The following is a 26841-nucleotide window of genomic DNA, read 5'->3' on the forward strand; positions in this document are numbered from 1 at the left end:
CATGGCACGCGCAAAGGCCGCCGCGGCGAAAGTCACCCACGTGAAGGTCACTCAGTTGAAGAGCCCGATCGGGTTCAACAAGTCGCAGGCCGTGGTGCTGCGATCGCTCGGGTTGCGGCGCATCCGTCATTCGGTGATGGTGCTCGACACGCCGTCGATCCGGGGCATGCTGCGTACCGTTCGGCATCTGGTTGAGGTTCAGGAGTAACGATGTCACTCAATAATCTGCGTCCTCCCAAGGGCGCGAAACACAGCAAACGGCGCGTCGGTCGCGGTCATGGTTCGGGCTACGGCAAGACGGCCGGGCGCGGCCACAAGGGCGCGCAGTCGCGGTCGGGCTTCAGCTTCAAGCGCGGATTTGAAGGCGGCCAGATGCCGCTGCACCGCCGGGTGCCCAAGCGTGGATTCACGAATCCCTTCCGCGTCGAATACGCCATCGTCAATCTCGACACGCTGGTGGAGGTGTTTGACGCCGGTTCCGACGTCACGCCCGAGCTGCTGCGCGAGCGCGGCCTGGTGCGCGAGAAGCGGGCGCTCATCAAGGTACTCGGTCGCGGCGACGTGACCAAGAAGCTGACGGTGCGTGCGCACAAGTTCAGCGACACGGCGGCGCAGAAGATTGCGGCGGCCGGAGGCGTGGCGGAAGTCATCGCCGGGTAATCTATGGATAGCCTCAAAAACATCTTCGCCGTTCCGGAACTGCGCAAGCGGGTGTTGTTCACCTTCGGCTTGCTCGCGGTGTACCGGCTCGGCAGCAAGATCCCGACTCCCGGCATCAACACCGCGGCACTGCAGGAGCTGGCGGATAGGGCGCAGGGCACGATGTTCGGCCTCTACGACATGTTCTCGGGGAACAACCTGTCGCAGATGACGATCTTCGCGCTCGGCATCATGCCCTACATCAGCGCGTCGATCATCCTGCAGCTGCTGACGGTGGTGTGGCCGTATCTGGAGCGCCTCTCGAAAGAAGGCGATCTGGGCCGCCGCAAGATCACGCAATACACACGCTACGGCACGATCGCGCTCAGCATCGTGCAGGGCCTGGGCATTGCGTTTTTCCTTGAAGGCAACACCAACATGACCGGCGGTCTGCCGCTGGTGTTTAATCCGGGCTGGGGCTTCCGGATGATGACGGTGCTGACGCTGACCACCGGGTCGGTGTTTGTCATGTGGCTCGGTGAGCAGATTACCGAACGTGGCATCGGCAACGGGATGTCACTGCTCATCTTCGCCGGCATTGTCGTCGGGCTCCCGAGCGCGGTGGCGGCCACCATCGGGCAGTTGCAGACGAACGAGATGGGTCTGTTCCGGTTGATTGCCCTCGTCGCCGTCATGGTGCTTGTGGTGGCGGTCATTGTGTTCGTGGAGCGCGCGCACCGGAAGGTGACTGTGCAATACGCCAGGCGCATGGTGGGCCGGCGGATGTACGGCGGCGCGAGCACGCACATTCCGCTGAAGGTCAACACGGGCGGCGTCATGCCGGTGATCTTCGCGTCGTCGATTCTGGCGTTCCCCGCGACGATTGCGTCGATGCCGTTCCTGGCCAACAACGCAGTGGCGCGTGGCATCGTGGCGCAACTGGGCCAGGGGTATCCGCTCTACATCCTGCTGTATGTCGGGATGATCATCTTCTTCGCGTACTTCTACACGGCCATCATCTTTAATCCGGATGATGTGGCCGAGAACATGCGGAAGTACGGCGGGTTTGTGCCCGGTATTCGGCCCGGCAAGCGGACGGCCGAGTACATCGATGGCATCCTGGCCCGCATTACGCTGGCCGGCGCGATCTATCTGGCCGTGGTGGCGTTGCTGCCCGAGTTCCTGCTCACCGGTTTCAAGGTGGAGCCGATACCGTTCATCGGCGAACGGCTTGACGCCATCATGCCGGGCTGGATCACGAACGGCATGAACGTACAGTTCTATTTTGGTGGCACGTCACTGCTGATTATCGTTGGTGTCGCGATGGATACAGTGCAGCAGGTGGAATCCCAGCTGATCATGAGGCATTACGATGGCTTCATGAAAAAGACTCGGATTCGAGGGCGACGAGGTTGAGCGCCGGGACCAACGGCGTGGTGCGGCTGGTGATGCTGGGGCCGCCTGGAGCGGGCAAAGGCACGCAGGCGGAGCGGTTCGCGAAGACGCGCGGCATCCCGCGTGTCTCCACGGGCGACATCCTGCGCGAAGCCGTGCAGGCCGGCACCGAGATGGGCCGGGCTGCGCGTGAAGTGATGGACGCCGGCCGCCTGGTGGGCGACGACATCATGATCGGCATCGTGACCGAGCGGCTGAGCCGCCCCGACACACGCGCCGGATTCGTGCTGGAGGGTTTCCCCCGGACGGTGGCCCAGGCCGAGGCGCTCGATGCGATGCTCGACGATGGGGCGCCGCTGGTGGTGGTGGATATCGAGGTGCCCGAGGACGTGCTGGTCAAGCGGCTGCAGATTCGCCGCATCTGCGGCGCGTGCGGCTGGACGGCGCCCCCGGGGACGAAGGTCTGCGCCAAGTGTGGCGGCGCGCTGGTGCAGCGCACCGACGACAACGAGGCCGTGGTGCGGGAGCGCCTGTCGGTGTATGCGCGCAGCACGCAGTCGATTCTGGACTTCTACCATCGGCGGAACACGTTCCGGTCGGTGGACGGGGATCAGACCGAAGGCGGCGTGGCGGCGGATTTGTCGGCCGCGGTCGCATCGGTGCTGGGGGGATCGCGCTAATGCCCTGGGGCGTCCGGTGATCAACTGCCGTTCTACGGCTGAGATTGCCCGGATGCGGGCCGCCAATCGGCTGGTGGCCCAGGTGCTGGAAGCGCTCGAATCGGCGGTGGCGCCTGGAGTGACGACCGCGGACCTGGACGCAGCGGCCGAGCGGATGGTACGGGATGGTGGCGCAGTGCCGGCGTTCAAGGGGTATCGCGGGTTTCCCGCCACCCTGTGCACGTCGGTGAACACGCAGGTGGTGCACGGGATTCCGTCACCGAAGGTGGTGCTGGCCGACGGCGACATCGTGTCGATTGACATCGGAGTCAAGCTCGACGGGTTTTACGGCGATTCCGCCGTGACGGTGCCGGTGGGTGTGGTGCCGGCGCGCACGCAGGAGTTGTTGAAGGTCACGCGCGAGTCGCTCGAGCGTGGCATCGCCGAAGTCAAGGTCGGCGGGCGGTTGTCGGACGTGAGTCACGCCGTGCAGAAGTGGGTGGAAGCGCACGGGTTTTCAGTGGTGCGCGAGTTCGTGGGGCACGGGATTGGCGAGCAGCTGCACGAAGAGCCGCCCATTCCGAACTTCGGGCAGCCCGGACGAGGGCCCAAGTTGGCCGTCGGGATGGTGTTGGCGATTGAGCCGATGGTGGCGATGGGGCGACCCGAGGTGAAGGTGCTGGGCGACGGCTGGACAGCCGTCACCAAGGATGGCAGCTTGGCCGCGCACTTCGAGCACACGGTGGCCGTGAGCGAAGACGGGCCGCTCATCCTGACCGCACGGACGGTGTCGGCGGGAGTGGTGGCGGCCGCGCGGTAGTCGCGAGGCCAGGGACAGCATGGGCGGGTCCCCGGTTGAGGTGGAAGGTACGGTGCTGGCGGTGTTGCCGCGGGCGTTGTATCGGGTGGCGATTGAAGGGGGACGTGAGGTGCAGGCACATGCGTTGTCTGGGCCCCGCGCCAACTTCATCCGGTTGATTGTCGGGGATCGCGTGATGGTGGCGCTGGCGCCGAAGGATCACACGCGGGGCCGGGTCATCAGGCGGTTGCCGAAAGGCAGATGAGGAACAGGCGATGAAGGTACGAGCATCGGTGAAACGAATTTGTGTCAAGTGCAAGATCGTGCGGCGGCAGGGTGTCGTGCGCGTGATCTGCCCGAATCAGAAGCACAAGCAGCGTCAGGGATAAGAACATGGCACGAATTTCAGGCGTCGACCTTCCGCGCACGAAGCGGATCGAGATTGGACTCACGTACATCTACGGCATCGGGCGGAAACGCGCGACCGACATTCTTGTCGCGGCCGAGGTGAGCGGCGACATCCGGGTGAAGGACCTGTCGGAAGACGACGTCCGCAAGATCAGCCGGGTCATCGAGGAGCAGGGGCGCGTCGAGGGCGACCTGCGCAAGGAAGTCTCGATGAACATCAAGCGGTTGGTGGAAATCGGCAGCTATCGCGGCTCGAGGCATCGGCGCAACCTGCCGGTCCGTGGCCAGCGCACGCGCACGAATTCCCGCACACGGAAGGGTCCGCGCAAAGGCGCGGTTGCCCGTAAGAAGACAGAGTAGAGGACGTCACACATGGCCAAGACCCAAGCAGCAGACGCCGCCACGCCTGAAGGCGCCAAAGGCAAATCCAAGGCAGGCAAGCCCAAGAAGGCGTTCAAGAAGCGCGGCGAAAAGCGCGTGGTGCACCACGGTTTCGCCCACATCCAGGCGTCGTTCAACAACACGGTGATCACCATCACGGATACCGAAGGCAACGTGATTGCCTGGTCGAGTTCGGGTGGCATCGGCTTCAAGGGGTCGCGCAAGGGCACGCCGTTTGCGGCCACCCAGGCCGCGATGTCGGCGGGCAACGTGGCGAAGACCTACGGCCTGCGGTCGCTTGAAGTGCGCATCAAAGGACCCGGCGCCGGCCGTGAGTCGGCGATTCGCGCCCTGCAGACGGTGGGCATTGATGTGAAATCGATTCGCGACGTGACGCCGATTCCGCACAACGGGTGCCGCCCGTCCAAGCGCCGGCGCGTCTGAGTTTCAGCAGAGGGATATAAAAGACATGGCGAGATATATCGGACCGGTTTGCCGGTTGTGCCGGCGAGAGGGCATGAAGCTCTTCCTCAAGGGCGAACGTTGCTACACGGAGAAGTGCGCGATCGAGAAGCGCAATGTGCCTCCGGGCCAGCATGGCCCCTCGCGGCGTCGGGCGAAGGTGGCCGGCTACGGCATCCAGCTGCGCGAGAAGCAGAAGGTCAAGCGCACTTACGGCGTGCTCGAGAACCAGTTCCGCCGCTACTTCGAAGCGGCCGACCGGCAGAAGGGCGTGACGGGCGAGTTGCTCCTGCAGTCGCTCGAACGCCGGCTCGACAACGTCATCTACCGGGTGGGGTTCTCCACCTCGCGTGCCCAGGCACGGCAGCTGGTGCGCCATGGTCACTTTCTGGTGAACGGCAAAAAGGTGGACATCCCGTCGTACGCAGTGCGCCAGGGCGACACGATCGCCGTGCGCCAGGGCAGCGTCGAGAACGCGTCCATCAAACACGCGATGGAAGAGGTCAAGGGCCGCGGCGTGCCCGAGTGGCTGACCATTGATGCGTCCGGCTCTGCCGCGCGCATTTCGTCGCTGCCGACACGCCAGCAGATCAATCTGCCGGTGCAGGAACAGCTGATCGTCGAGTTGTATTCGAAGTAAGAACGGAGGCCGGGTCTTCAGACCCGGCAAATTAGCGCACGACGCGCCAGTTCCCGGCCCGCAGCTCTTCAGACCTGCAGCGGGAGGCCGGGAACATCATTGCAGGTCTGGACGAGCCGGGATTCCGGTTCGTGCGGCGAAAGGAAAAAGACGATGTTGTGGAAAGGTTTTCAACGGCCCAAGCGGCTGGACTTTGAGCGCGAGACCCTGACGGACCGGTTTGGCCGGTTCACGGCGCAGCCCTTCGAGCGTGGCTTCGGCACGACCGTTGGTAATGCGATGCGTCGCGTGCTGCTGTCGTCGATCGAAGGCGCAGCGGTGACGGCGGTCAAGATCGAGGGCGTGCAGCACGAGTTCTCGCCGATTCAGGGCGTGGTCGAGGACGCGACCGACCTGATCCTGAACCTCAAGCAGATCCCCCTCAAGGTGCACACTGACCAGGCCAAGACGCTCACGTTGCGCGTCACCAAGGCCGGCGAAGTGCGTGCGCGCGACATCCAGGTGGACAGCGACGTGGAAATCCTGGAACCGGATGCCCACATCGCCACCGTGAGTGAAGGCGGCAAGCTGGAGATGGAACTGCGGATCAAGCGCGGCCGCGGCTACGTCTCGGCCGACAAGAACTTCGACGAGGATCTGGGCATCGGCTGGATTCCGATGGACTCGGTGCACTCGCCGATCAAAAAGGTCAATTACGTGGTGGAAGCCGCGCGTGTCGGTCAGACCACCGACTACGACAAGCTCACGCTTGAAGTGTGGTCGAATGGCGCCGTGACGCCGCGTGACGCCGTGTCACTGGCGGCCAAGCTCATTCGCGACCACTTCACCATCTTCGTGAGTCTCGAAGACCTCGGGGAGTCGGCGCTTGACGCGGCCGGCGACCAGCCAATGACCTCGGGCAACGAGCACCTCGACAAGAGTGTCGAGGAGCTGGAGTTGTCGGTGCGTTCGTACAACTGCCTCAAGAACGCGAACATCCGCACGATTCGCGAGCTGGTGCAGAAGAGCGAAGGCGAGATGCTCAAGACGAAGAACTTCGGGCGCAAGTCGCTCAACGAAATCAAGGAAATCCTCACCACCATGGGCCTGAGCCTGGGCATGCGCCTGGATCAATCGGGTTCGGGCGAGTAGGCACGAACAGTCAGGAACGGATGTTATGCGTCATCGGGTAGCACATCGAAAACTCGGCCGGGTTACTGAACACCGGATCGCCATGCTTCGCAATCAGGCCTCCGACCTGATCAAGTACGGGCACATCACCACGACCGTGGCGCGGGGCAAGGAACTGCGCCCGTTCGTCGAGCGGCTCATCACGCTGGCCAAGCGCAGTCTCGGCGACGAGCCGAGCTCGCCCAAAGGCGTGACCGCGCGACGAGCCGTGGCCATGGACATCGTGGACAAGGCGGTGGTCAAGACGCTGTTCACGACCATTGCGCCCCGTTATGCGGATCGCAAGGGCGGCTACACGCGCCTGCGTCGTGCCGGGTACCGGCGCGGCGACAGTGCGGAAATTGCGGAAATCGAACTGCTCGGCAGCGAGTTCGATCCGAATGCGGAGGCCGCGAAGACGAAGTCGGCCGAAGCGGACAAGCCGAAGAAGACCTCGGTGGGCGGCCGTATCCGTCAGGCACTGACGGGCGGACGTTCGAAAGCCGATGGCGCCGGCGGCGCCAAGGCCGACAAGCAGGCCAAGGGCGGCAAGCGTGTCACCACGCCGCGCAAGGCCGGCGGCGCGTAGGCGAATCGGCAATCTCGAAAGACCAATCGAAGGGCCCGGCAGCATCTGTTGCCGGGCCCTTCGTCTTTTTGCATCCACGACGGATCACAGGAGGCGCAGAGACACAGAGGCTCTTTTTCGAAGGGCTTCACGTCACGCTGCATCCCTGACTCCAGGATCCGCCTCCGCGGGTGCGGCAGGCCAAGTCAGTCGATACAGATCCAGGCGCCGACAGATGCCGATGCGACGCCCGGCAGAGCCCGAACCTGCGCCACCAGGGCATCCTCGATGAGGACCGTGAAGATCTTCGAGAATGAATACCGCGACAGAACTTGCCCTCCGAGGTTCTGAACAGCCGTGACGTCTTCATTCGTCGGGATATGGTCGAGCGAGACGTAAAGAGTTACCAGCGTTGACGCCAGGTTTACGACCGTCACAGCCCGAGAGAGCCCGACTGGGGCTGCCATCAGGGGTGGCAGGCGGTCGAGGTCGATTTCTACGCGAACTATGGGCCCGGCGACGAACTCGTGCTTTATGACGCCGCCGTTGAGACGAAGTGTCTGGAGGACGAACTGGGAGACAGGCGCGGGACCAGGGAACTGCGCGTCCACCACCGTGCGTGCCACAGGGGGCACCGACGGGCTCCATTGTCCGCAGGCCAGGATGAACGGGATTCCCAAGAGCTCAACTTCGGGCGTCGGTGCCGTCGGACTCGAGCTTGAGCAGGCGCCGAATGCGATCAAAGTCGAGAACACAAACCAGAGCGTGAACCGCCGTCGCATCGACCCATCATGTGGCCAGGCCTGTCCGCCTGTCCACGCCGGATCACAGGAGGCGCCACACTCCATCGCTGCCCCCTGGACTCCTGGCCCCCGGGACCCCGACGAGGACCCTGGCCCCTGGCCCCTGGACCCTGGACCCTGGACCCTGGACCCTGGACCATAATGTGTGGCGATGCTTGCCCCCACACTCTCCGATTTTGTTGCCGCGCGCGCGCGGATGGAACCGCACGTCAAACACACGCCGCTGCTGACCTCGCGTGTGTTGTCGGAACGCACCGGATTCGACGTGCGCCTCAAGGCCGAATTGTTTCAGCGCACCGGGTCGTACAAGATTCGTGGTCCGCTCAACAAGTTTCCGTTTCTCACTGATGAGCAGAAGCGTCGCGGCGTGATTTGTTCGTCCGCGGGAAACCACGCGCAGGGCGTGGCGCTGGCGGCAAAGATCCACGGCATCCGCGCCGTGGTGGCGATGGCAGAGAATGCGACGCCGTCCAAAATCGCAGCGACAAAAGGTTATGGAGCCGAGGTCGTCCTGCATGGCCGCATTTGGGATGAGGCCAACGAGAAGGCTCTCGAACTGGTGGCGAGCGAGGGGCTCACCTACATCCATCCGTTTGATGACGACCAGCTGATCATGGGGCAGGGGACCGTCGGCCTCGAGATTGTGCAGGACTGGGCGGATGTTGATGTGGTCGTTGTGCCGATTGGCGGAGGCGGGTTGATCTCTGGTGTCTCCATGGCGCTCAAAGCGCACAACCCGAAGATCCGCGTCATCGGCGTGGAGTCATCAGGGGCCCCGGGCATGCAGCGCAGCGTCGCTGAGGGGCACCTCGTCACGCTCGACAAGGTGGACTGCATCATCGACGGCCTGCGCGTGAAGCGCGTCGGCACCCGTAACTTCGAGATTGTCCGGCAGTTTGTGGACGAAATCGTCTCGCTCCCCGATGAGCAGATCTTTGACGCGGTGCTGTGGGTGATGCACTACGCGAAGCTGGTGCCGGAAGGCGCGGCCGCTGCCCCCGTTGCCGCGCTGCTCCAGGGGCTGATCAACGTTCCGCCCGGCTCACGCGTCGTCTGCATCCTCAGCGGAGGCAACATCAACCTCGATCAGCTGAAGGGCAAGAGCTGGAACTGATCGCATCCGTTGTAATGGCGAAATGTCACAAATGTCCGAAATGGCGAACTGCGGACAAACCAATGCGGACAACCATTGCAGGGGAGAATGTTCGAATGTCGAAGGCGCGCAGTGGATGAATGACCTTGAAGATGCAGATTCAACCATTGGAGGGCAAAGACATTCCTACACTCTTCCCTGCAATCGGTTTGTCCGCATTTCGCCATTTCGGACATTTGTGACATTTCGCCATTTACAGGTGGTTCAGGCTAATGGACTTTATCGGACAGCACCCCCGCCGAAATGGCATAGGAGTTGGAACAGTTGTAATCAATGAGCGCGTGGTAGTTGCGATAGACGAGGAAGTGCTGATTGACGCCGCGCACGAGCGACGCGTCCATCGCGGCGGTGGGCAGCGGACGCCCGTTGGCCTGCAGCACACCGAGCTTCGCCCACTGGCTGAGCGGCCTGGCCTGGGTCATCTCCCTGACCGCGCGGCATCCTGATGCACGCATGGGCACTTGCCGTTCGATGCGATCCAGGACCGCCCGGCTGACCCTGACCTGCCGTCCCCATCGTTCACCCTTCGTCCAGCCGGCGTTTTTCAGGTAGTTGGCAATCGACGCGAACACGTCCGCTTGCGTGTTCCAGATGTCGGCGCGTCCGTCTTCGTCGAAGTCCACCGCGTGTCTGAGGTAACTCGACGGCATGAACTGCGGCTGGCCCATGGCGCCCGCCCACGAGCCCTTGAGCTCATCGATGGTGATGTGCCCCTGATCGAGGATGGTCAGCGCGTGAAACAGCTCGGCGCGAAAGAGCGTGGGGCGCCGCGTGTCGAAGGCGAGCGTCGCCAGAGCTGTGATGACCGGTCGTGAGCCGGTGAACTGGCCGAAGTTGGATTCGATGCCCCAGATCGCCACGAGGGTTTCGCGTGGAACGCCATAGCGCGCCTCAACCCGCTTGAGCACCGCCTGATACTTGTCATGCATCGCGTTGGCTGACGCGAGCGTCCGTCGCGACAAACGCTGCTTCAGGTACGCATCCAGGCTCTGCACCTGTTCAGGTTGGGCGCGGTCCCGAGCCACCACGACGGGCTCGATCTCAAGGCCGGTGAACGCCCGGTCAATGGTGGCAGCGCTGATGCCCCTCTGGACGGCCTCAGCGCGCACGCCATCAAGCCACGCGCCGAAGTCTGGCTGCGGCGCCGGCAGCGGCTCCTGCGCGGCGCCAGGCGTCAGGAGCACGGTCAGGACGGCCACCGCTCCCACGAGCAGGGCAAGGCGGAAACGTGTGGGCATGTGAAAACCACTGTAACAAAGTCCGTCGGCGCAGGTTCTACCGGACCCCTGGGACCCCTGGGACCCCAGGACCCCAGGACCGCAGGACCCTGGACCCTGGACCCTGGACTCTCTGGACCCTCTAGTCGGCTCTGATCGCCTCTGCTGGATCGATTGCCGCGGCCCGGCGGGCGGGGCCCACTCCGGCGATGATGCCCACGAGCGCGAGGAGGCTCACCGCGACAAATGCGGTGAACACGGAGATGTGTGGCTCGGCGCCCTGGGGAATGGGGAAGAGGCGTGCGACTTGTGTGAGCAGCCACGCCATCAGGATCCCAATGGCTCCACCGCCTACGGTAAGTGCGAGGGCCTCAACCAGGAAGCCAAGGAAGACATCCTGCTTCCTGGCGCCGATGGCCCGTCGCACGCCAATTTCCTGCGTGCGTTCACGCACCGAGACGAGCAGGACATTCGCCACGCCGACGGCGCCGACGAAGAGCCCGATGCCGCCGACCAGCCCCACAGCCAGCTTGAGTCCGTTCACCACGAGTGTGAACTCCGCCATACGCTCGGCCGCATTCCGGAACTCATAGTGACCGCTCGTCTTGCCAAGCAACGCGGCTCGCCTGGTGAGCAGGCCACGGACGTCGGCCACAGCGGCGGCCTCGGTACCTGGTGTCTTGACGCGAAGGGAGAGCTGAGTGGCCACCTGGTTGCCACGGAAGACCGAGGCCACCGTTTGAAACGGCATGTACATCATCCGGTCGTTGAAGTTCCTGAATTCCCCCGTGGGTTCGCCCAGCCACGCCAGTACGCCGATGACACGGAACGGCCAATCGCCGAGGATCACGTTCTGGCCCACAGGGTCCGTTTTTCCAAACACCTGCTCGGCTGCGGCCGGGCCCAGCACCACCAGGCGTGCGCCGTCGGTGAACTCCAGCGGCGTTGGCAGTCGGCCGTTGGCCAGCCGCAATCCCAGAACCTCAAAGCCGCCGTCGGTGATGCCACGAATCTGCGCGGAGTACGCGCGCGGGCCGCGCATCTGCACAAACTGCCCCGTCGCCTGATTCATGACGAAGTTGCGGTCTTGCACCGCCACTCCGCGCACCGTGGCGTTCGTGCCATTCAGAGCCACCGCCAGGTCATAGTACGGGCTTGCCCGAAGCACCGCCTCGGCATCACTGGCGTAGAGGACGATCTGTGCGGAGTCGGGCTCGGTGTTGGCTGGGTCTTCCTGCGCGAACACCGACACCACGTTGGCACCGGCCGCATTGATTTGCTGCAGCGCCATGCGGTGAATGCCCGACACGATGGAGACGAGCAGCACCACCGCCGCGATGCCGGTAGCGATCCCGAACGCAGACAGGGCAGCCTGCATGCGCCGTGCACTCAGATTCGCAAACGCCTCGATGATGACCGAACGCAGAATGATCATCCGCGAGGTCACGGGGCGCATGGCGGTCAGCGGCACAGAATGACCTGCCCGGCCGTCAGGCCCTTCTTCACTTCCACCCGATCCTTCTCGACCGTGCCCAGTTCAACGGTCACGCTCGTCGGGGGGCCCGACCCTGATTTGATGAACGCCTGGGGCTGGCCGCCTGGCGTCGTGCGCAGGCAGCCGTCGGGCACCACCAGCACCTCCGGCCGCTGGCCGATGACAATTTCAGCCTGGGCCGGAATGTTGATCCACGACGAGTTGGGATCCACTTCCACTTCGATGATGACCGGGAACGTCGTGAGTCTCGTTGCGGTGTCCTGTTCGCCCGCGGCGGCCACCGACTGCACGCGCCCATTGCGAACCTTGTCGGGTTCGGTGTCGAGTTTGAGCCGCGTCGCCAGGCCCGTCTTCAGGCGACGCGCGTCGGCCGCGGTGACCTTGGCCTGCAGTGAGGCCTGCCGCGCATCGCCGAGCGTCACAACGATCGTGCCGCCCGTGGACGACTGCGCCACACCGGCAACACCCGATCCCACTTCGACATGGCGCCGGATGACCCAGGCGTCGAGGGGCGAGCGCACAATCGTGTGCTGCAACTGCGCTTGCGCGCGTTCGACGGCCGCCTTGAGTTGTTCGATGCGCGCGCGGTTGGTGTCCATGTTGCGCCGCGCCCGTTCCAACGCCCGCTCCGACACCCTGACTTCGAGCTCCCGTGTTTCCAACTCGCTGCTCGCGACCAGGCCCTTGGCCAGCAGTTCCTTCGTGCGGTCCCGCGTCTTGCGGCGCAGCGCCAGCGTGTCTTCATCCAGGTCGATTTCCGCGGCGGCCTGCTGCATCTCGGCCTGCTTGAGATTGGCGTCCGCTTCCTGCACCGCGGTGTGTGCCACGCGGGAATCCAGGCGAATCAACTCCTGGCCCGCCTTGACGCGGTCGCCGTCCTTCACGAACACCGCTTCCACCAGACCCGACGCTTCGGCGCGCAGGTCGATGGTCACCGCCGGCTTGACCAGACCGTTCACCAGCAGCAGATCTTCGATCGTGGCCGTCGCCACCGTGTGTTCCTTGCTTCCAGTTTCGGCAACCGGCACGGCAGACTGAAACGCAAAGCGCCAGCCGATGGCTGCGCCCGCGACGATCAGCAGGCCAACGATATTGCGGAGTCTGAAGAGTCGTCGCAGTTTTGACATCACATCCTGGGGCTAACCCTCGTCGTCAGACGCCTCCGCGGTCCGGTCGGTCTTGGATGCCGCAATGATTTTGGCATGCAGGTGACCGGGGACTTCGGCGTAGTGGTGGAACTCCATGTGGTATCCGCCACGGCCGCCCGTGGCCGCAGTCAGCGTCTGTTCGTACGTGAGCATCTCGGACATCGGCACTTGCGCGCGGATGACCGTATTGGCTCCCCGGGTATCCATGCCCGCAATCTGTCCGCGTCGTCCGTTGAGGTCGCCCATCAGGTCACCCGCAAAGTCGGATGGCGCGTAGATTTCGACCGCCATCACCGGTTCAAGCAATGTGGGCTTGGCGCGAGTCATGGCATCCCGTACGGCGAGTCGGCCCGCCATCTTGAACGACATCTCGTTCGAGTCCACGTCATGGTACGACCCGTCGTACACCGTCACCTTGAGATCGACCATCGGGTAGCCGGCCAGGAAACCGCGGGCGCACGCTTCGCGCACACCCTTTTCCACGGCCGGCACGAACTGGCGTGGAATGGATCCGCCGAAGATATCGTCCTCAAATTCCACGCCCGAGCCCGGGGGCAGCGGCGCCACCCGGATCTTGCAGTCACCGAATTGCCCGTGCCCGCCGGTCTGCTTCTTGTGCCGGCCGTGGGCCTCAGTCGGCAGGGCAATGGTCTCTCGATACGGGATGTGCGGTGGCTTGAGCTCCACTTCGACACCGAAACGCCGGCGCAACTTGGCCACCGTCACCTCGATGTGCATCTGCCCCTGACCCGAGAGCAACAGGTCATGCGTCTGTTCGTCTCGGGTGTACCCGATGGACGGGTCTTCATCCTGCAGCCGATGCATGGACGTGCTGATCTTGTCTTCGTCGCCGCGCGTTTTCGGCACGATCGCGTACGAGAGCACCGCCTCGGGGAACGACAGCGGGTGCACGGTGAAGCCGGCCTTCGGGTCGCCCAGGATGTCGCCCGAATGTGTGTCCTTGAGCTTCGCCACGGCACCAAGATCGCCTGCGTGGACCTCCGGCACGTGCGCCTGCGTCTTGCCCTCGAGGGCCACCAGGTGGCCGGCGCGTTCGGGCGCCTGTCGCGTGAGGTTCTGCACGGTACTGTCGGACTTGAACGTCCCCGAGATCACCCGGAACAGGGAAATGCGTCCCGCAAACTGGTCCGCGATTGTCTTGAAGACCCACACCACCAGCGGGGCAGACGGGTCGGCGGCGCGGCTCGTGTCGGTACCATCCGGTGCGACGCCGGGGAACGGCCGGACAGCGGGCGACGGCACAAGCGCCGTGATCGCGTCGGCCAGCAGCGGTCCGCCGATGTTCCGGAGGCCCGACATGCACAACACCGGAAACACATGGCTGGCGCGTACGGCGGCCGCAAGCCCGTTGGTGAGGTCGTCCTGTGACAGTGTGCCGTTTTCGAAGAAGCGCTCCATCAGCGCCTCGTCGGTCTCGGCCACGGCCTCGACGAGCGTGGCTCTGGCGCCATCCACGTCTGCGCGGACGGAGTCGGGAATGGGAATTTCCGTCGCCTTGCCGCTGCCGTCTTCGGCAAACGTCCACGCCTTCATCGTCACCAGGTCCACGATGCCTGTGAATGCGTCTTCTTCACCGATGGGCCAGTGCACGGCCACCGCGGATCGCGACAGCGTCTGGCGCAGCGAGTCGAGCGCGCGCGGCAAGCTCGCCCGTTCACGATCCAGCCGGTTGACCACGATGAGCCTGGGAAGATTCAGCGATGCGGCAGTTTCCCAGATCTGCTCGGTGGACACTTGCACGCCCGAAACGCCGTCCACGACCACTACGGCAGCTTCCACCACACGTAGCGCCGCGCGGGCATCACTCAGGAAGTTGCCCATGCCCGGCGTGTCGATCAGATTAACTTTGCGCTTGTTGAATTCGAACCAGGCGAGTGAAGAGGAGAGTGTGTGTTTGCGCGCGATGGCTTCTTCATCGTAATCGGTGACGGTGGTGCCTTCGTCCACCTTCCCGAGCCGGGGCGTTGCTCCCGTGTCGTACAGCAAGGCTGCGGCCAACTGCGTCTTGCCGGCTCCACTGTGTCCGACCAGCGCGACATTCCGTATATCTGCGGCGTCAAAGACCTTCATAAGCGATCCCTCCGAGCGATCAGCTAGAGGATATCGCTATTCGTAGCGCAATGACTCAATCGGATCGAGCCGCGACGCTCTGATCGCAGGGACCATGCCGAAGAACACGCCGATGCTGGCCGAGAACCCGATGCCGATCGCAAACGACCACCAGGGCAGGGAGACGGGGAATCCGGTAATCAGATGGACGCTCAGGCCCAGGGTGCTTCCGCAGATGATGCCCAGTATGCCGCCGGCGGATGTCAGGAAGACGGCCTCAAGGAGGAACTGCCACAGGATCTCCACCCGCCGGGCGCCCAGGGCTTTGCGGACGCCGATTTCACGCGTCCGTTCGGTGACCGTGATGGTCATGATGCTCATCACGCCGATACCGCCCACCATCAGCGCGATGGACGAAATGACCACCAGCGCCAGGAAGGTGCCCTGGCTGATCTGGTCCCAGAGGGCGAGGACCGCGTCCTGGGTCACGAGGTCAAAATCGTTGGGCTGGTCGAGGCGGAGACCATGCCGCGTGCGCATGATCTCTTCAACTTCCCGCAACGCGACGCCGCGGGCCACGCCCTCACGCGGCACCGCAGAAATGATGATCGCGCGCATTTCGCCACGGCCCATGTTGAAGGCACGTACGCCGAACTGCTTCTGATACGTCGTCTGCGGAATGACCACGAAATCGTCAACGCCCAGGTTGAAGCCGCCCGGGCTGGGTCGTTTGGCCACCACACCAATGACCTCGTACTCCTGCAGCCCGAGGCGCACCGTCTTGCCCACGGGATCCCCGGTCGTGAACAGGGCCTGCGCCGGAGTTTGTCCGAGAACGATGACGTGCCGGCGCCGCTGGACCTCGCCAGACGTGAAGAACCGTCCCTCCTCGAGTGGGAGGCGGGTCACGTCGGTCCACCGTTCGGTCGTCCCCAGCACAGAGATCTGCTTCGACTTCAGGTTCTTGTAGTAGACCCGTTCCTGGGTTGGCGGACCACCGTCGCCCAGGGTGACGTCGACCATCGCAATCGACGGGGCATCGCGCTCGATGGCGGCCCCGTCTTCCGGCGTCATGTTCGGGCGCATGAGCAGCGCCTGGAAGTCGGCACCGCCCGCCATGCTGACGCCCGAGAACTTCGCGACGACGATCGTATCCGGGCCGAGCGACTGAATCGAATCACGCAGCGACTGGTCGAACCCCCGAATCAGCGCGGTCATACCGACAATGGAGGTGATGCCGATGACGATGCCAAGCACGGTCAACGCCGAGCGCATCTTGTTGGCGCGGAGGGTATCCACCGACATCCGCAGAATCTCGTCGAAGAGGCTCCAGCGCACGGTTATTCCCTCCTCAGGGCTTCAATGGGATCGAGTGAGGCCGCTCGCATCGCGGGGTACAACCCGAAAAACAATCCCACCACAGCGGTGACCCCGATACCGAGCATGACCGACCAGGGCTCCACGGCCGCCGGCAGCGGCGTGAACCTGCTGATGGCGAACGCCACCAGGAAACCCAGAGTGGTGCCGACAATGCCGCCGAACGTGGACAACGTGATGGACTCCGTGAGGATCTGCCACAACACGTCGCGGCGTCTCGCGCCAAGCGACTTGCGCAGGCCGATCTCGCGCGTCCGTTCGCTGACCACCATCAGCATGATGTTCATGATGACAATGCCGCCGACCACGAGCGACAGGCTGACGACGCCGATGAGAATCGCGAAGATCCCCGACGTCACCTGGTTATAGAGCTCAAGGAAGGTATCGGACGTCACCACGCCGAAGTTGTCGGGCTCGGCCGGCCGAAGCCGCCGCGTCACGCGCAACGCGATTGTGGCATCGTCCATCGCGGTGCGAATCACCGACGGGTCAGAGGGCAGCACGGTGAGGCGCAGCGACTGCCGGCTGCCGAAAAGTCGCTGGAAGGCGCCCAGGGGAATCACGGCGAACTCGTCCTGCGACTGCCCGAAGATGGCGCCCTTCTTCTTGTGAATGCCGACCACGCGGAACTGGATGCCGGCGATGGAGATGAACTTTTCGAGCGGATCGATCGCCCCGAAGAGCCGGTCGGCGGCGTCCCAGCCAATCACCGCGACGTTGCGCTTGCCGTCAAACTCGCCGGCGGTCATCACTCGGCCGGCTTCAATGAGCGTCGTGGGGAGCAAGGCGTATTCCTTCGTGACGCCCTGAATCTGGAGGCTGTCGAGCGTCTCTTGACGCGTCTTGGCCTCAGCACTGCTGCTCGCCGTTGCCATCACCAGCCGGATGCGGTCGCTCGCGTTGCGAATGGCCTCCGCGTCTTCCAGTGTCACGCGTGGGTTGCCCGCTGCCCGAAGCTGTTCCTCCTCGGTCCTGGTCGGGCCGCTGCGCCCGATCGAGAAGGAGTCTGCGCCGACCTGCGACGTGATGGCGCCCGACACCGAGGCGTTGAGGCCCTGGATGAGCGACACCACCGCGATGATCGAGGTCACCGCGACGATGTTGCCCAGCATCGTCAGGAACGATCGAAGTTTGTTCGACCAGATCGCCGAGAGGGCGATACCGGCGGCCTCAAGGAACTGCTGCATCGCGCTACTTGCCGGTCGAGTTGGCGAACGTGGTGGTGACCTTGACGGCGTCACCATCCTTGAGCGAGCGCACCGATGTGAAGGGGCCCGTGATGACCTCGTCACCGTCCTTGAGTCCGCTCAGGACTTCGAAGAACTTCTCGCCGGCAATGCCCACCTTGATCGGGGTGAACACGGCCTTGCCGTCGGTGACGACGAACGCGCCTTCGATTTCCTTGCGGGTCTGGCCCGGCTGGAGTTCGGTGGGCGCCGTCACGCGCCGGGCCGGAGCGCCGGGGGGCGTCGGCGCCACGCGCACCAGGCTGCCGTCAGCATTGACCACCATCTCGCGCACCGTCGTGGCCTGAATCGGCACGGACAGCACCTTCTGACGGGTGGCGGTGGTGATGACGGCCGTGCAGGTGAAGCCGGGCCGCACGTCGGGCACCGTGCCGTCGAGCGTCACCACGACCTTGAAGTTGGTGGCGCGAGTGGTGGCGGCCGCGCCGGTCGCCTGGATCGCACTGTTCCCAACCTCGGTCACCTTGCCCGTGAACTTCTGATCGGTCAGGGCGTCAATCGTCACCACGGCCGTCTGACCGAGCTTGATGAAGGGGATATCGGTTTCGTCCACTTCAACTTCGGTCTCGATGACCGACAAGTCGGCGATGGCCAGCAACACGGTGCCGGCGTTGTTCATGGTGCCGACGACCACCGTTTCACCCTCTTCGATGTTGCGCCGCGTGACGATGCCCGAGATGGGCGACACGATGCGGACCTTGTTCAGGTCGTACTGCGCATTCTCGACGTTGGCTTCTTCCTGCTTGATGCGCGTTTCCTGCGTCTTGACCGACTGCTCACGCGACGTCAGGTCCGACTGGCGCAACTTGACGTCGCTTTCGGCGCGGTCGAGTGTTTCGCGGGGCGTTAACCCCGACTTGATGAGTTCGCGCTGGCGCTCCAGGTTGTCCTGCGCCTGCTTGAGATTGGTGCGCGCGTTTTCGACCGCGATACGCGTTTCCGCCAACTGCGACTGTGCGGCCGCGAGGCTGGCGCCGGTGCGGTTGACCTGCGTCTGCAGGTTGCGCGGATCGATCTGCAGCAGGAACTGGCCGGCGGTGACCATGTCGCCTTCGTTGACGGCGAGTCCCACCACTTTGCCCATGGTGTCGGCGCTGATGTTGACCGACTTCTTCGGGCGGATCTTGCCGCTGGCCGACACAATCGCTTCCAGGTCGCGCATCGCGAGTTTCTCGATGTTGACCTCGATGCCCGTGGTGCGCTTGAAGTTCAGGTTCGCGTACGCGACGGCGCCGATGACAACAACGATGAGGACGCCGATGATAACTTTTTTCCGATTCATTTTTACCCTGCGGTGAAGTACGCAATCACGATGAGGATCAAGCCGTAGAAGGTGAAGAGGCCGGTGGCAATGCTGCTGGACTTCTTCCGGTAGAGGGCGGCGAGTCCGATCGACAGCACCACCACCCACCAGATCACAAAGAGGTCAATGCCTCCGAGAAGTTTCGCGAGGAAGCTGGTTTCGTCCAGCATCGGCAGCAGCGCGCCCAGGTTCGCGATGCTGGTGCTCATGACGCCGCGGGCATACATGATGGGCGCCGAAATGATGGCGCCCAGTGCGGAGACCGCTTGTGAGTGCGCGACCACGGACATCACGTGTTTGAACGACGCGGTGCCGCCCATGATCGTGTTGAACGCCACCCACAGCAGCACGGTCATGATCACCGCCCCGAACGGGATGGCCACGAACATGCCCACGATCGACGAGTACGCACCCAGGTTGGAGTGCGAGCGCTGCTCCATTTGCTGGTACATCTCGTCGGTCACCGCAACACCGAAGCGCTCCATCTGCTGCACCTGCATCTCCAGGGCCGCGGCGCGGCCTCGTTCGGTCAGCTGCGGCAGACCCTGGGCCAGGCCCATCACGAGCGCCACGAGGAAGAGCATGCCCGCCACTTTCGGCGTTCGCACCACATGCGCAAACGTCGCACCAGGTGAGGTGATGACACCGATCGCGCGCGAAAGCAGGTTCGGAATGGGTTCGGCGGGGGGGATGGAACTGGCAGTGGCGGTCACGTCGGACATGGGTGCGGTCTCCTCGGCGTCAGTCCGCCGCGTGGGGTAGCCACGTATTGTACCGCCCCGAACACATACGGCGCGAGCCGTGTTCGGGTTCCTGATAGGCTCGACCCATGCGCCAAATCCTGGTTTCCCTTTGCGGGTGTCTCTTGCTGGTCTCGGCGTTTCCGATGCCCTCGGCCGCCCAACAGACGTTTGAGGTGGTGGGGAGCCGGGCCCTTGGCATGGGGGGAGCCTTCGTCGCCGTGGCCGATGACCCGAGCGCGGTCTTCTGGAACCCCGCCGGCCTCGCCAGCGGCCAACCGGCCGGAGCGACAATAGAGTGGGTCCGCTTTCGAAATGGTGATCGGAACGGGGCTCCGGCGGCCGGGCCATGGCAGCGTTCGGCCAAGTTTGTCAGTTTGGGCACTTGGCCAATCGGCATGAGCTACGTCGGCTTCGACGAGACCGTTTTGGTAGCCGACGCCACGTCCGCCGGCCTGGTCGCCCGCCGGTTCTCCACCAAACATTACGGCGCCACCCTGCTGCAGACCGTGACCGAGGGGCTGGTGGTGGGCACCACGTTGAAGTACGTCCGTGGAACCGTGGCAGCCGGGCCCGTCACCGAGGCGAACTCGGGGGAAGCCCTGAGTGCGGGGGCGGCCCGGGACGGCGTGACCCACGGGGTTTTTGACCTGGATGCGTCGGTGATGTTTGATGCCCGGGTCTTTCGAATTGGCTGGACGTTGCGGAATCTGCGATCTCCCACCTTTGAAGGTTCGCCAGGAACTGCAATAGAGCTCGAACGCCGGTCCCGGATAGGCGTGGCTATCCTGCCGGCTGATGGCCTGATCTTTGCTGTAGACCTTGACCTGGATACGGCCGATCTCCCGGGTGGACCGAGTCGGACGGTGGCGGTGGGGGCAGAGCACACACTCTGGTCGCGCCTGGCCGTCCGGGGTGGGGCACGTTGGAACCTCGAGGGTGCCCGCACGCCGGTGGGTTCGCTTGGGGCGAGTTTCGCGTTACGGCCGGGCGCGTGGCTGGATGGCCACGTGACGCACGGGCGGGCGCAGGGAGAGCGAGGGTTCGGTCTGGCACTTCGTGCCGGATGGTAAAACCCGGATAACGGCCGTGAGACGGGCGCGCGATGCGCCCGTCGGTGTTGGGACTAGGGGGTCATGGCCGTACGTCTGGGTGAACTGCTGCTGCGCGAAAAGCGCATCACGCCCGTCCAACTGCAGGAGGCGCTGGCCCACCAGCGCTCCAACGGTGGTCGGCTGGGCTTGAGCCTCGTCAAGCTGGGCCTCGTCAAAGACGAAGAAATCACGCAGGTGCTGAGCCGCCAGTATGGCGTGCCGGCTATCGCGCTTGGCGGTTTTGAGCTCGACCAGGCGATCGTCCGGCTCGTGCCGGTGGAAACCGCCGTCAAGTACCTGGTCATCCCGGTCGCCCGTTCCGGCACTGCGCTGACGCTGGCGATGGCGGACCCCACCAACGTGTTCGCCATGGACGACATCAAGTTCATGACGGGCCTGCAGATCGAGCCGGTGGTGGCGTCGGAAATGGCCCTGCGCGAAGCCATCGCGCGTTATTACGGGCGCGGCACCTCAGCCGCCGGGGCGACCACCGCCTCCACCGACGCCGTGACGCGTGCTCTGGAGGACCTGAGCGGCGACGACGAAGGGCTGGAGGTGGTGAGCGACGCCGAAGCCGACGCCGCGACGCTGGAAGGCAAGAACCTCGAGGCGCCGGTCATCAGACTGGTCAACGCGCTGATGCTGTCGGCCATCCATCGAGGGGCGAGCGACATCCACCTGGAGCCGTACGAACGCGAAATGCGGATTCGGTTCCGCATCGACGGTGTCCTGCAGCCGGTGCTGGCGCCCGCCCTGAAGTACCGCGACGCCATCACCTCGCGCCTGAAGATCATGGCGCAGCTCGACATCGCCGAAAAACGTCTGCCGCAGGACGGCCGCATCAAGGCGCGTTTCAACGATCAGGGCGTGCCCGGGGAACAGATGGTGCGCGAGATCGACTTTCGTGTCTCCTGCCTGCCCACCCTGTTCGGCGAAAAGATCGTGCTGCGATTGCTGGACCGGCAACAGTTGCGCCTGGACATGACGCAACTCGGCTTCGAGGCCGGGGCCCTCGCAAAGTTCTCGGCCGCCATTCGACGGCCCTGGGGCATGGTCCTTGTGACCGGTCCCACAGGAAGCGGCAAGACCAACACGCTGTACTCGGCGATCTCTCAACTCAACCAACCGGGTGTCAACATCATCACTGCCGAGGACCCGGTGGAGTTCAACCTGGCCGGGATCAATCAGGTGCAGGTTCGCGACGGGATCGGGCTGAGCTTCGCCACGGCGCTCCGCTCGTTCCTGCGGCAGGATCCCAACGTCATTCTCGTGGGTGAAATCCGCGATGCCGAAACGGCGGCGATCGCCGTCAAGGCCGCGCTCACCGGACACATGGTGCTGTCCACCCTGCATACCAACGACGCCCCCAGTACGGTGGGCCGCCTCATCAACATGGGTGTGGATCCGTTCCTCGTGGCCAGTTCCCTGCAACTCATCGTGGCCCAGCGCCTGGTGCGGCGCATCTGCCAGCAGTGCCGCGAGGTGGACACGCTTCAGCCGAGCCTCCTGATTGAGGCGGGGTTTTCGCCCGATGAGGTCTCGACTCTGGTCGTCCAGCGCGGCCGCGGCTGCACGCGTTGCGGGGGCACCGGCTACAAGGGCCGCGTCGGCCTCTTCGAAGTCATGGCGTCGTCGGAAGTGATCCGCAAGCTGATCTTGGAAGGCGCGCCGGTCTCCGAATTGCGGCGGCAGGCGATGGAAGAGGGCATGGTGACGCTGCGTCAAACCGGATTGCAGATGGTGCGCCAGGGGTTGACCACGGTAGATGACGTAATCCGGGAGACGGTGGTGTGATGACGTTGCCTGATTTGTTGACGACCACGCTTTCACTGGGGGGATCGGACCTCCATCTGTCGGTGGACAGCCCACCGCAGGTGCGCGTGAACGGCCTGCTGCAACGCCTGGATCAACCGGTGCTGACGCCCGAACTGACGCAGTCGCTGGTGTATTCGGTGCTGACCGATGCGCAGAAGAAGGTCTTCGAGGAAAACTGGGAGCAGGACCTCGCGTTCGGCTTGAAGGGTGTCGGGCGTTTCCGGTGCAACGTATTTCGCCAGAAGGGCGCGGTGGGCGCGGTCTTCCGGTTGGTGCCCGAGCGCATCCCCACGCTTGAAGATCTCGGGCTGCCGCCCGTGCTGGCGAAACTGGCCGACCGGCCCCGCGGGCTGGTGCTGGTGACGGGGCCGACCGGATGCGGCAAATCCACCACGCTGGCCGCCATGGTCGACCGTATCAATGCCTCGCGGGCGGCGCACATCATCACGGTCGAAGATCCGATCGAGTACATGCACGAGCACAAGATGGCGCTGGTCAATCAGCGCGAACTGCACGCCGATACGAAGACCTTTGCCAATGCGCTTCGTGGCGCGTTGCGAGAAGACCCCGATGTGGTTCTGGTCGGCGAAATGCGAGACCTTGAAACCATGGCATCGGCTCTGCGACTGGCCGAGACGGGGCATCTCACGCTGGCCACCCTCCACACCAACTCGGCGGCGCAGACCATGACCCGTATCATCGACGCCTTCCCCGCGGAGCAGCAGGGGCAGATTCGGGCGCAGCTTTCGTTGGTCCTCGAAGGCATCGTGTGTCAGGCGCTGTTGCCCAAGGCCAACGGTACGGGCCGGGCGGCCGCGCTCGAAATTCTCGTGGCGACACCGGCCATCCGCAACCTGATCCGCGAAGACAAAGTGCACCAGATCTACTCGACCATGCAGTCGGGACAGGACAAATTTAATATGCAGACCATGAACCAGGCGTTGGCGAAGCTGATGATGAGCCGCGTCGTCTCGCGAGAGACCGGCCTCGCCGCGTCATCAAATCGAGAAGAACTGCTGCAGATCCTGGATCGCGGGAGGGAGAAAGTATGAGCGGCGCAGGGGCGACACAACGAGTGGCATCGGTGGCCGCGCCTCGGCGGGCGGCTGCGCCTGTGCCGTCGAAGCGGGCGCGAAAGGTCCCGGCCAAGAGTCTTGCCGTGTTCACGCGGCAGCTGTCGGTCATGATCGACGCAGGCCTGCCGCTGGTGCAGTGCCTTGAACTGCTCGCGAAAGAGGAGCCGGAAAAGCGGCTGGCGTCTGCCGTTCGCGCGGTGCGCGCGGACGTGGAGGCTGGCGCGTCGCTGGCTGAGGCCATGACGCGGCAGCCGCACGCGTTTAATGCGCTGTTCACCCACATGGTGGCGGCGGGCGAATCGGCGGGTATTCTCGACACCATCTTCAAGCGCCTTTCCACCTACATCGAAAAGCAGGTGAAGCTGCAGTCTCAGGTGCGCGCGGCGATGATCTACCCCGCGGCGGTCGTGACGATCGCGGGTATCGTGGTTGCCGTGCTGCTGTGGAAGGTCATTCCGACCTTCGCGTCCTTGTTCGCCGGGCTGGGCGCCAAGTTGCCACTGGCCACCAGAATCGTGATCCGGGCCAGCGAGCTCTTTGTCTTTGCCCTGCCGGCCCTCGTGGCGGGCGGATTCGCGCTGGCATTCGTGTTACGCCGGTACTACGCCACCGAGGCCGGCCGGCTCAGAATTGACGGAATCCTGCTGCGGGTGCCCCTGCTCGGCGCCATCCTGCGAAAAGTGGCGGTGGCGCGGTTCTGCCGCACACTCAGTACCTTGATCAGCGCGGGCGTGCCGATTCTGACCGGGCTCGACATCACCGGGCGCACCTCAGGCAACGCCGTCGTCGAGGCCGCCGTCAGGCAGGCGCGGGTCGGTATCGAGCGCGGCGAGACGATTGCCGCGCCCCTGCGGGCCACCGGGGTGTTCCCGCCGATGGTGGCGCAGATGATTGGCGCTGGTGAGAACACCGGTGCCCTGGACCTGATGCTGGCCAAGATTGCCGAGTTCTATGAAGAGGAAGTGGACGTGGCCGTGGCCGGCCTCCTGACCGTACTTGAACCCGTGATGATTGCGATTTTGGGCGTCATCGTCGGCGGCATCATCATTTCGATGTATCTGCCGCTGTTCGAGTTGATCAATCAGCTGGTGTAATGACAAATACCAAGCCGCAGATGACAATTGTGACGTCTTAATGGTGAGGCAACGGGGCGTCTCGACAGGTGTGGTAGACGCTGATTCCTATAAGTCCATACAGCGCAGTATGTTACGAGGAATCAACCGCCGGTATCCGGAACTGGTACCGAAGTTGCCTAAGAGAGTTGCCGGATGGTGCCACGGTGAGCCGGCTTCATAACGAAGCGGACATCGGGGCCGATATGGAAAAAGGGACACAGATCATGACGGGCAAACGAGACCAGGGTTTTACGCTTATTGAATTGTTGATCGTCGTTGCAATCATCAGCATCATCGCGGCCATTGCAGTGCCGGGCCTGCTGCGCGCACGTATGAGCGGTAACGAGACGTCGGCGCTCGCGTCGCTGAAGGTCGTCAACTCCTCAGAGGTTGCGTATTCGGCCTCCTGCGGCAACAACGGCTACGCGACCGCGTTCACGGTGCTGGCAACGCCTTCCCCGACGATGGGCTTCATCTCGGCGGACCTCGGCGTGGCGACCCCGATCAAGAGCGGCTACAACTTCGCGCTGGCGGCGGGCGCCGGTTCAGCGGCCGGTCCGGCCGACTGCAACGCGGTTGTGACGCGGACGGGCTACTACGCGTCGGCCGTGCCGACGGGTTACGGCACCACGGGCAGCAAGTCGTACGCGACCAACGCCGGCAACACGGTGTACCAGATCTGGGCGGCCACCGCGCCGGCAGAGCCGTTTGCCGCTCCCGCGATTCCGATCGGTTGATCGGTTGTGTTAGTGCCGCCGCTCAGGGCCGGGGCCAAGCCCCGGACCTGAGCGGCGGGTTCTTTTCGAAGTCTCTCCTGTGGTACAACACCCCCGTATGACTCCTCGTATCCGGTCGCTGGTGTTGTTGTTCGGTCTCGTTGGGCTGGGGTTTGCCGGCGCATCCGCCTGGGTGCACTACCAGCTGCTGACGAATCCAAGTTACACAAGTTTCTGTGACGTCAACGCCACATTCAATTGTTCGCAGGTGTACCTGAGTCAGTACGGCTCATTCCAGGGTGTGTCTACGGCGGTTGGTGGGCTCATCTGGTTTGGATTGGCTGTGGTGCTGGCTGCGTTCGGCGGTGCTCCGGCTCCGGTGGACGCCAGGAGCAAGGCGCCAACCAGTCCGGTGGGCGCCTATCTGTTCGCGTGGTCCACGATCGGCCTCGCGGTGATTCTGTATCTGGCGTACGCGTCGTTCTTTATTCTGGGTACCGCGTGCCTGCTCTGCATCGGCACCTACGTTTGTGTCATTGCCATTTTTGTGCTCTCCGGCGTGTCGTCGTCGGTTCCCATGGCGGAACTGCCGGCGCGGCTGGTTGATGATCTGAGGGGCGTCATGAAGAATCCGGCCATGCTGACCGTCGCCGTGGTGTTCCTGGCCGGTGTCGCCAGCACGCTCGCGTTTTTCCCGCACGACGCCCAGCCTGCCACTGCCGAGGAAGCCGCGGCCCAGGTCAATCAGGCGGCGCCGCCGCCGGCTGATCAGGTGCAGGCCTGGCTGCTGGAGTGGGAGAAGGCGCCGCGCGAAGAGACGGGCGTGCCCGCCGAGGGTGCCAAGGTAGTGGTGATCAAGTTCAACGACTTCCAGTGCCCGTCGTGTCGCATGGGGTGGGCGGCGCTCAAGCCCGTCATTGACGAGTTCGCCAAGACCCATCCGGGCGCGGTGCGATACGTCATCAAGGATTTCCCGCTTGAAGGCGAGTGCAATTTTTCGACGCCCAGCATGGATCACTACGCGTCGTGTGAAGCGTCTGCTGCGCTGCGGATGGCACGCGCGGTGGGCAAAGCCGACGAGATGGAAGCGTGGCTGTTTGCGAACCAGACCCGCCTGATCGGCGGCGTGGACGTGGTCACAGAAGGACTCAAAGCCGTGACCGGCCTGACCAATTTCGCCGAGCAGTATCCACAGATGCTCATTCCGATTCGCCAGGACGTCTCGGATGGCGTGGCGCTGCGCATCGGGGGAACCCCGACGTACTTCGTCAACGGGGTCAGGCTCACGCAGAACCTGCCGCCGGCCTACTTCAAGGCCGCCATCGAACACGAGTTGAAGAAGGCCGGAGGCCTTTGATACGGGACGTCTCGC

General features: G+C 64.0%; 28 protein-coding genes. 19 read left to right on the forward strand and 9 right to left on the reverse strand.

The genetic code is table 11. The features are described from left to right. The first annotated feature begins 1 nt into the window (after position 1). From rpmD to rplQ, 12 genes are all read left to right on the forward strand, one after another. A complete protein-coding gene (gene rpmD, locus IPL75_00690) occupies positions 2 to 208 on the forward strand; it encodes a 50S ribosomal protein L30 (protein MBK9238784.1) in 207 nt (68 codons plus the stop codon). Between the two features lie 2 nt (positions 209 to 210). Continuing rightward, entirely contained in the window at positions 211 to 660 is a 450-nt protein-coding gene (gene rplO / locus IPL75_00695) for a 50S ribosomal protein L15 (protein MBK9238785.1), read from the forward strand. A 3-nt stretch (positions 661 to 663) separates the two neighbouring features. After that, positions 664 to 2055 carry a preprotein translocase subunit SecY gene (secY, locus tag IPL75_00700; GenBank protein ID MBK9238786.1) on the forward strand — a complete coding sequence of 464 codons (1392 nt, stop codon included), beginning with the start codon at positions 664 to 666 and terminating at the stop codon, positions 2053 to 2055. A 20-nt stretch (positions 2056 to 2075) separates the two neighbouring features. Then, on the forward strand, positions 2076 to 2714 hold the full coding sequence (locus IPL75_00705; GenBank protein ID MBK9238787.1) for an adenylate kinase: 639 nt from the start codon (positions 2076 to 2078) through the stop codon (positions 2712 to 2714). Positions 2715 to 2766: 52 nt separating this feature from the next. Continuing rightward, positions 2767 to 3513 (forward strand): type I methionyl aminopeptidase, encoded by a 747-nt coding sequence (map, locus tag IPL75_00710; GenBank protein MBK9238788.1) that lies wholly within the window; start codon positions 2767 to 2769, stop codon positions 3511 to 3513. Positions 3514 to 3532: 19 nt separating this feature from the next. Then, the gene (gene infA / locus IPL75_00715; protein ID MBK9238789.1) at positions 3533 to 3757 is read left to right on the forward strand and encodes a translation initiation factor IF-1; all 225 of its coding nucleotides are present in this window, start codon (positions 3533 to 3535) and stop codon (positions 3755 to 3757) included. A gap of 10 nt (positions 3758 to 3767) precedes the next feature. Further along, entirely contained in the window at positions 3768 to 3881 is a 114-nt protein-coding gene (gene rpmJ / locus IPL75_00720) for a 50S ribosomal protein L36 (protein MBK9238790.1), read from the forward strand. 4 nt (positions 3882 to 3885) lie between these two features. After that, positions 3886 to 4260: a 30S ribosomal protein S13 gene (gene rpsM, locus IPL75_00725; GenBank protein ID MBK9238791.1), complete on the forward strand. Its 375-nt coding sequence runs from the start codon at positions 3886 to 3888 to the stop codon at positions 4258 to 4260. Positions 4261 to 4272: 12 nt separating this feature from the next. Beyond that, positions 4273 to 4725 carry a 30S ribosomal protein S11 gene (gene rpsK, locus IPL75_00730; GenBank protein ID MBK9238792.1) on the forward strand — a complete coding sequence of 151 codons (453 nt, stop codon included), beginning with the start codon at positions 4273 to 4275 and terminating at the stop codon, positions 4723 to 4725. Between the two features lie 25 nt (positions 4726 to 4750). Continuing rightward, positions 4751 to 5383 carry a 30S ribosomal protein S4 gene (rpsD, locus tag IPL75_00735; GenBank protein ID MBK9238793.1) on the forward strand — a complete coding sequence of 211 codons (633 nt, stop codon included), beginning with the start codon at positions 4751 to 4753 and terminating at the stop codon, positions 5381 to 5383. A gap of 153 nt (positions 5384 to 5536) precedes the next feature. Continuing rightward, positions 5537 to 6514 (forward strand): DNA-directed RNA polymerase subunit alpha, encoded by a 978-nt coding sequence (locus tag IPL75_00740; GenBank protein MBK9238794.1) that lies wholly within the window; start codon positions 5537 to 5539, stop codon positions 6512 to 6514. A gap of 25 nt (positions 6515 to 6539) precedes the next feature. Further along, on the forward strand, positions 6540 to 7121 hold the full coding sequence (gene rplQ / locus IPL75_00745; GenBank protein MBK9238795.1) for a 50S ribosomal protein L17: 582 nt from the start codon (positions 6540 to 6542) through the stop codon (positions 7119 to 7121). Between the two features lie 185 nt (positions 7122 to 7306). Here the strand turns inward: rplQ and IPL75_00750 are convergent, their stop codons facing one another. Beyond that, entirely contained in the window at positions 7307 to 7882 is a 576-nt protein-coding gene (locus IPL75_00750; protein ID MBK9238796.1) for a hypothetical protein, read from the reverse strand. A gap of 172 nt (positions 7883 to 8054) precedes the next feature. Between IPL75_00750 and ilvA the strand changes: the two genes are divergently transcribed. Further along, the gene (ilvA, locus tag IPL75_00755; protein ID MBK9238797.1) at positions 8055 to 9017 is read left to right on the forward strand and encodes a threonine ammonia-lyase; all 963 of its coding nucleotides are present in this window, start codon (positions 8055 to 8057) and stop codon (positions 9015 to 9017) included. Positions 9018 to 9265: 248 nt separating this feature from the next. On the opposite strand, the gene IPL75_00760 is transcribed toward ilvA, so the two are convergent. From IPL75_00760 to IPL75_00795, 8 genes are all read right to left on the reverse strand, one after another. After that, positions 9266 to 10294, reverse strand: a complete 1029-nt coding sequence (locus IPL75_00760; GenBank protein MBK9238798.1) for a lytic murein transglycosylase — start codon at positions 10292 to 10294, stop codon at positions 9266 to 9268. Positions 10295 to 10415: 121 nt separating this feature from the next. Continuing rightward, entirely contained in the window at positions 10416 to 11729 is a 1314-nt protein-coding gene (locus IPL75_00765; protein ID MBK9238799.1) for an ABC transporter permease, read from the reverse strand. A 5-nt stretch (positions 11730 to 11734) separates the two neighbouring features. Continuing rightward, positions 11735 to 12895: an efflux RND transporter periplasmic adaptor subunit gene (locus tag IPL75_00770; protein MBK9238800.1), complete on the reverse strand. Its 1161-nt coding sequence runs from the start codon at positions 12893 to 12895 to the stop codon at positions 11735 to 11737. Between the two features lie 12 nt (positions 12896 to 12907). Continuing rightward, positions 12908 to 15007 (reverse strand): elongation factor G, encoded by a 2100-nt coding sequence (locus IPL75_00775; protein MBK9238801.1) that lies wholly within the window; start codon positions 15005 to 15007, stop codon positions 12908 to 12910. 36 nt (positions 15008 to 15043) lie between these two features. Beyond that, a complete protein-coding gene (locus IPL75_00780) occupies positions 15044 to 16324 on the reverse strand; it encodes an ABC transporter permease (GenBank protein MBK9238802.1) in 1281 nt (426 codons plus the stop codon). 2 nt (positions 16325 to 16326) lie between these two features. After that, complete coding sequence (locus tag IPL75_00785) at positions 16327 to 17550, reverse strand: ABC transporter permease (GenBank protein MBK9238803.1); 1224 nt, start codon at positions 17548 to 17550, stop codon at positions 16327 to 16329. A 4-nt stretch (positions 17551 to 17554) separates the two neighbouring features. Beyond that, positions 17555 to 18892, reverse strand: coding sequence for an efflux RND transporter periplasmic adaptor subunit (locus tag IPL75_00790; GenBank protein ID MBK9238804.1), 1338 nt, complete (start codon positions 18890 to 18892; stop codon positions 17555 to 17557). 2 nt (positions 18893 to 18894) lie between these two features. Beyond that, entirely contained in the window at positions 18895 to 19635 is a 741-nt protein-coding gene (locus tag IPL75_00795; GenBank protein MBK9238805.1) for a YIP1 family protein, read from the reverse strand. Between the two features lie 107 nt (positions 19636 to 19742). Here IPL75_00795 and traF point away from each other — a divergent pair, with 107 nt between their 5' ends. The 6 genes from traF to IPL75_00825 all read left to right on the forward strand — a co-directional run bounded on the left by traF (position 19743) and on the right by IPL75_00825 (position 26826). Beyond that, positions 19743 to 20726 (forward strand): conjugal transfer protein TraF, encoded by a 984-nt coding sequence (gene traF / locus IPL75_00800; protein ID MBK9238806.1) that lies wholly within the window; start codon positions 19743 to 19745, stop codon positions 20724 to 20726. A gap of 63 nt (positions 20727 to 20789) precedes the next feature. Further along, entirely contained in the window at positions 20790 to 22541 is a 1752-nt protein-coding gene (gene pilB, locus IPL75_00805) for a type IV-A pilus assembly ATPase PilB (protein ID MBK9238807.1), read from the forward strand. Beyond that, on the forward strand, positions 22541 to 23614 hold the full coding sequence (locus tag IPL75_00810) for a type IV pilus twitching motility protein PilT (GenBank protein MBK9238808.1): 1074 nt from the start codon (positions 22541 to 22543) through the stop codon (positions 23612 to 23614). The genes pilB and IPL75_00810 overlap by 1 nt, the downstream gene beginning before the upstream one ends. After that, positions 23611 to 24732: a type II secretion system F family protein gene (locus IPL75_00815; protein ID MBK9238809.1), complete on the forward strand. Its 1122-nt coding sequence runs from the start codon at positions 23611 to 23613 to the stop codon at positions 24730 to 24732. The genes IPL75_00810 and IPL75_00815 overlap by 4 nt, the downstream gene beginning before the upstream one ends. A gap of 245 nt (positions 24733 to 24977) precedes the next feature. After that, a complete protein-coding gene (locus tag IPL75_00820; GenBank protein MBK9238810.1) occupies positions 24978 to 25490 on the forward strand; it encodes a prepilin-type N-terminal cleavage/methylation domain-containing protein in 513 nt (170 codons plus the stop codon). A gap of 97 nt (positions 25491 to 25587) precedes the next feature. Next, positions 25588 to 26826 carry a thioredoxin domain-containing protein gene (locus tag IPL75_00825; protein MBK9238811.1) on the forward strand — a complete coding sequence of 413 codons (1239 nt, stop codon included), beginning with the start codon at positions 25588 to 25590 and terminating at the stop codon, positions 26824 to 26826. The last annotated feature ends 15 nt before the right edge of the window (positions 26827 to 26841 follow it).

The sequence above is a fragment of the Acidobacteriota bacterium genome, assembly GCA_016716905.1.
Taxonomy (GTDB): domain Bacteria; phylum Acidobacteriota; class Vicinamibacteria; order Vicinamibacterales; family SCN-69-37; genus SYFT01.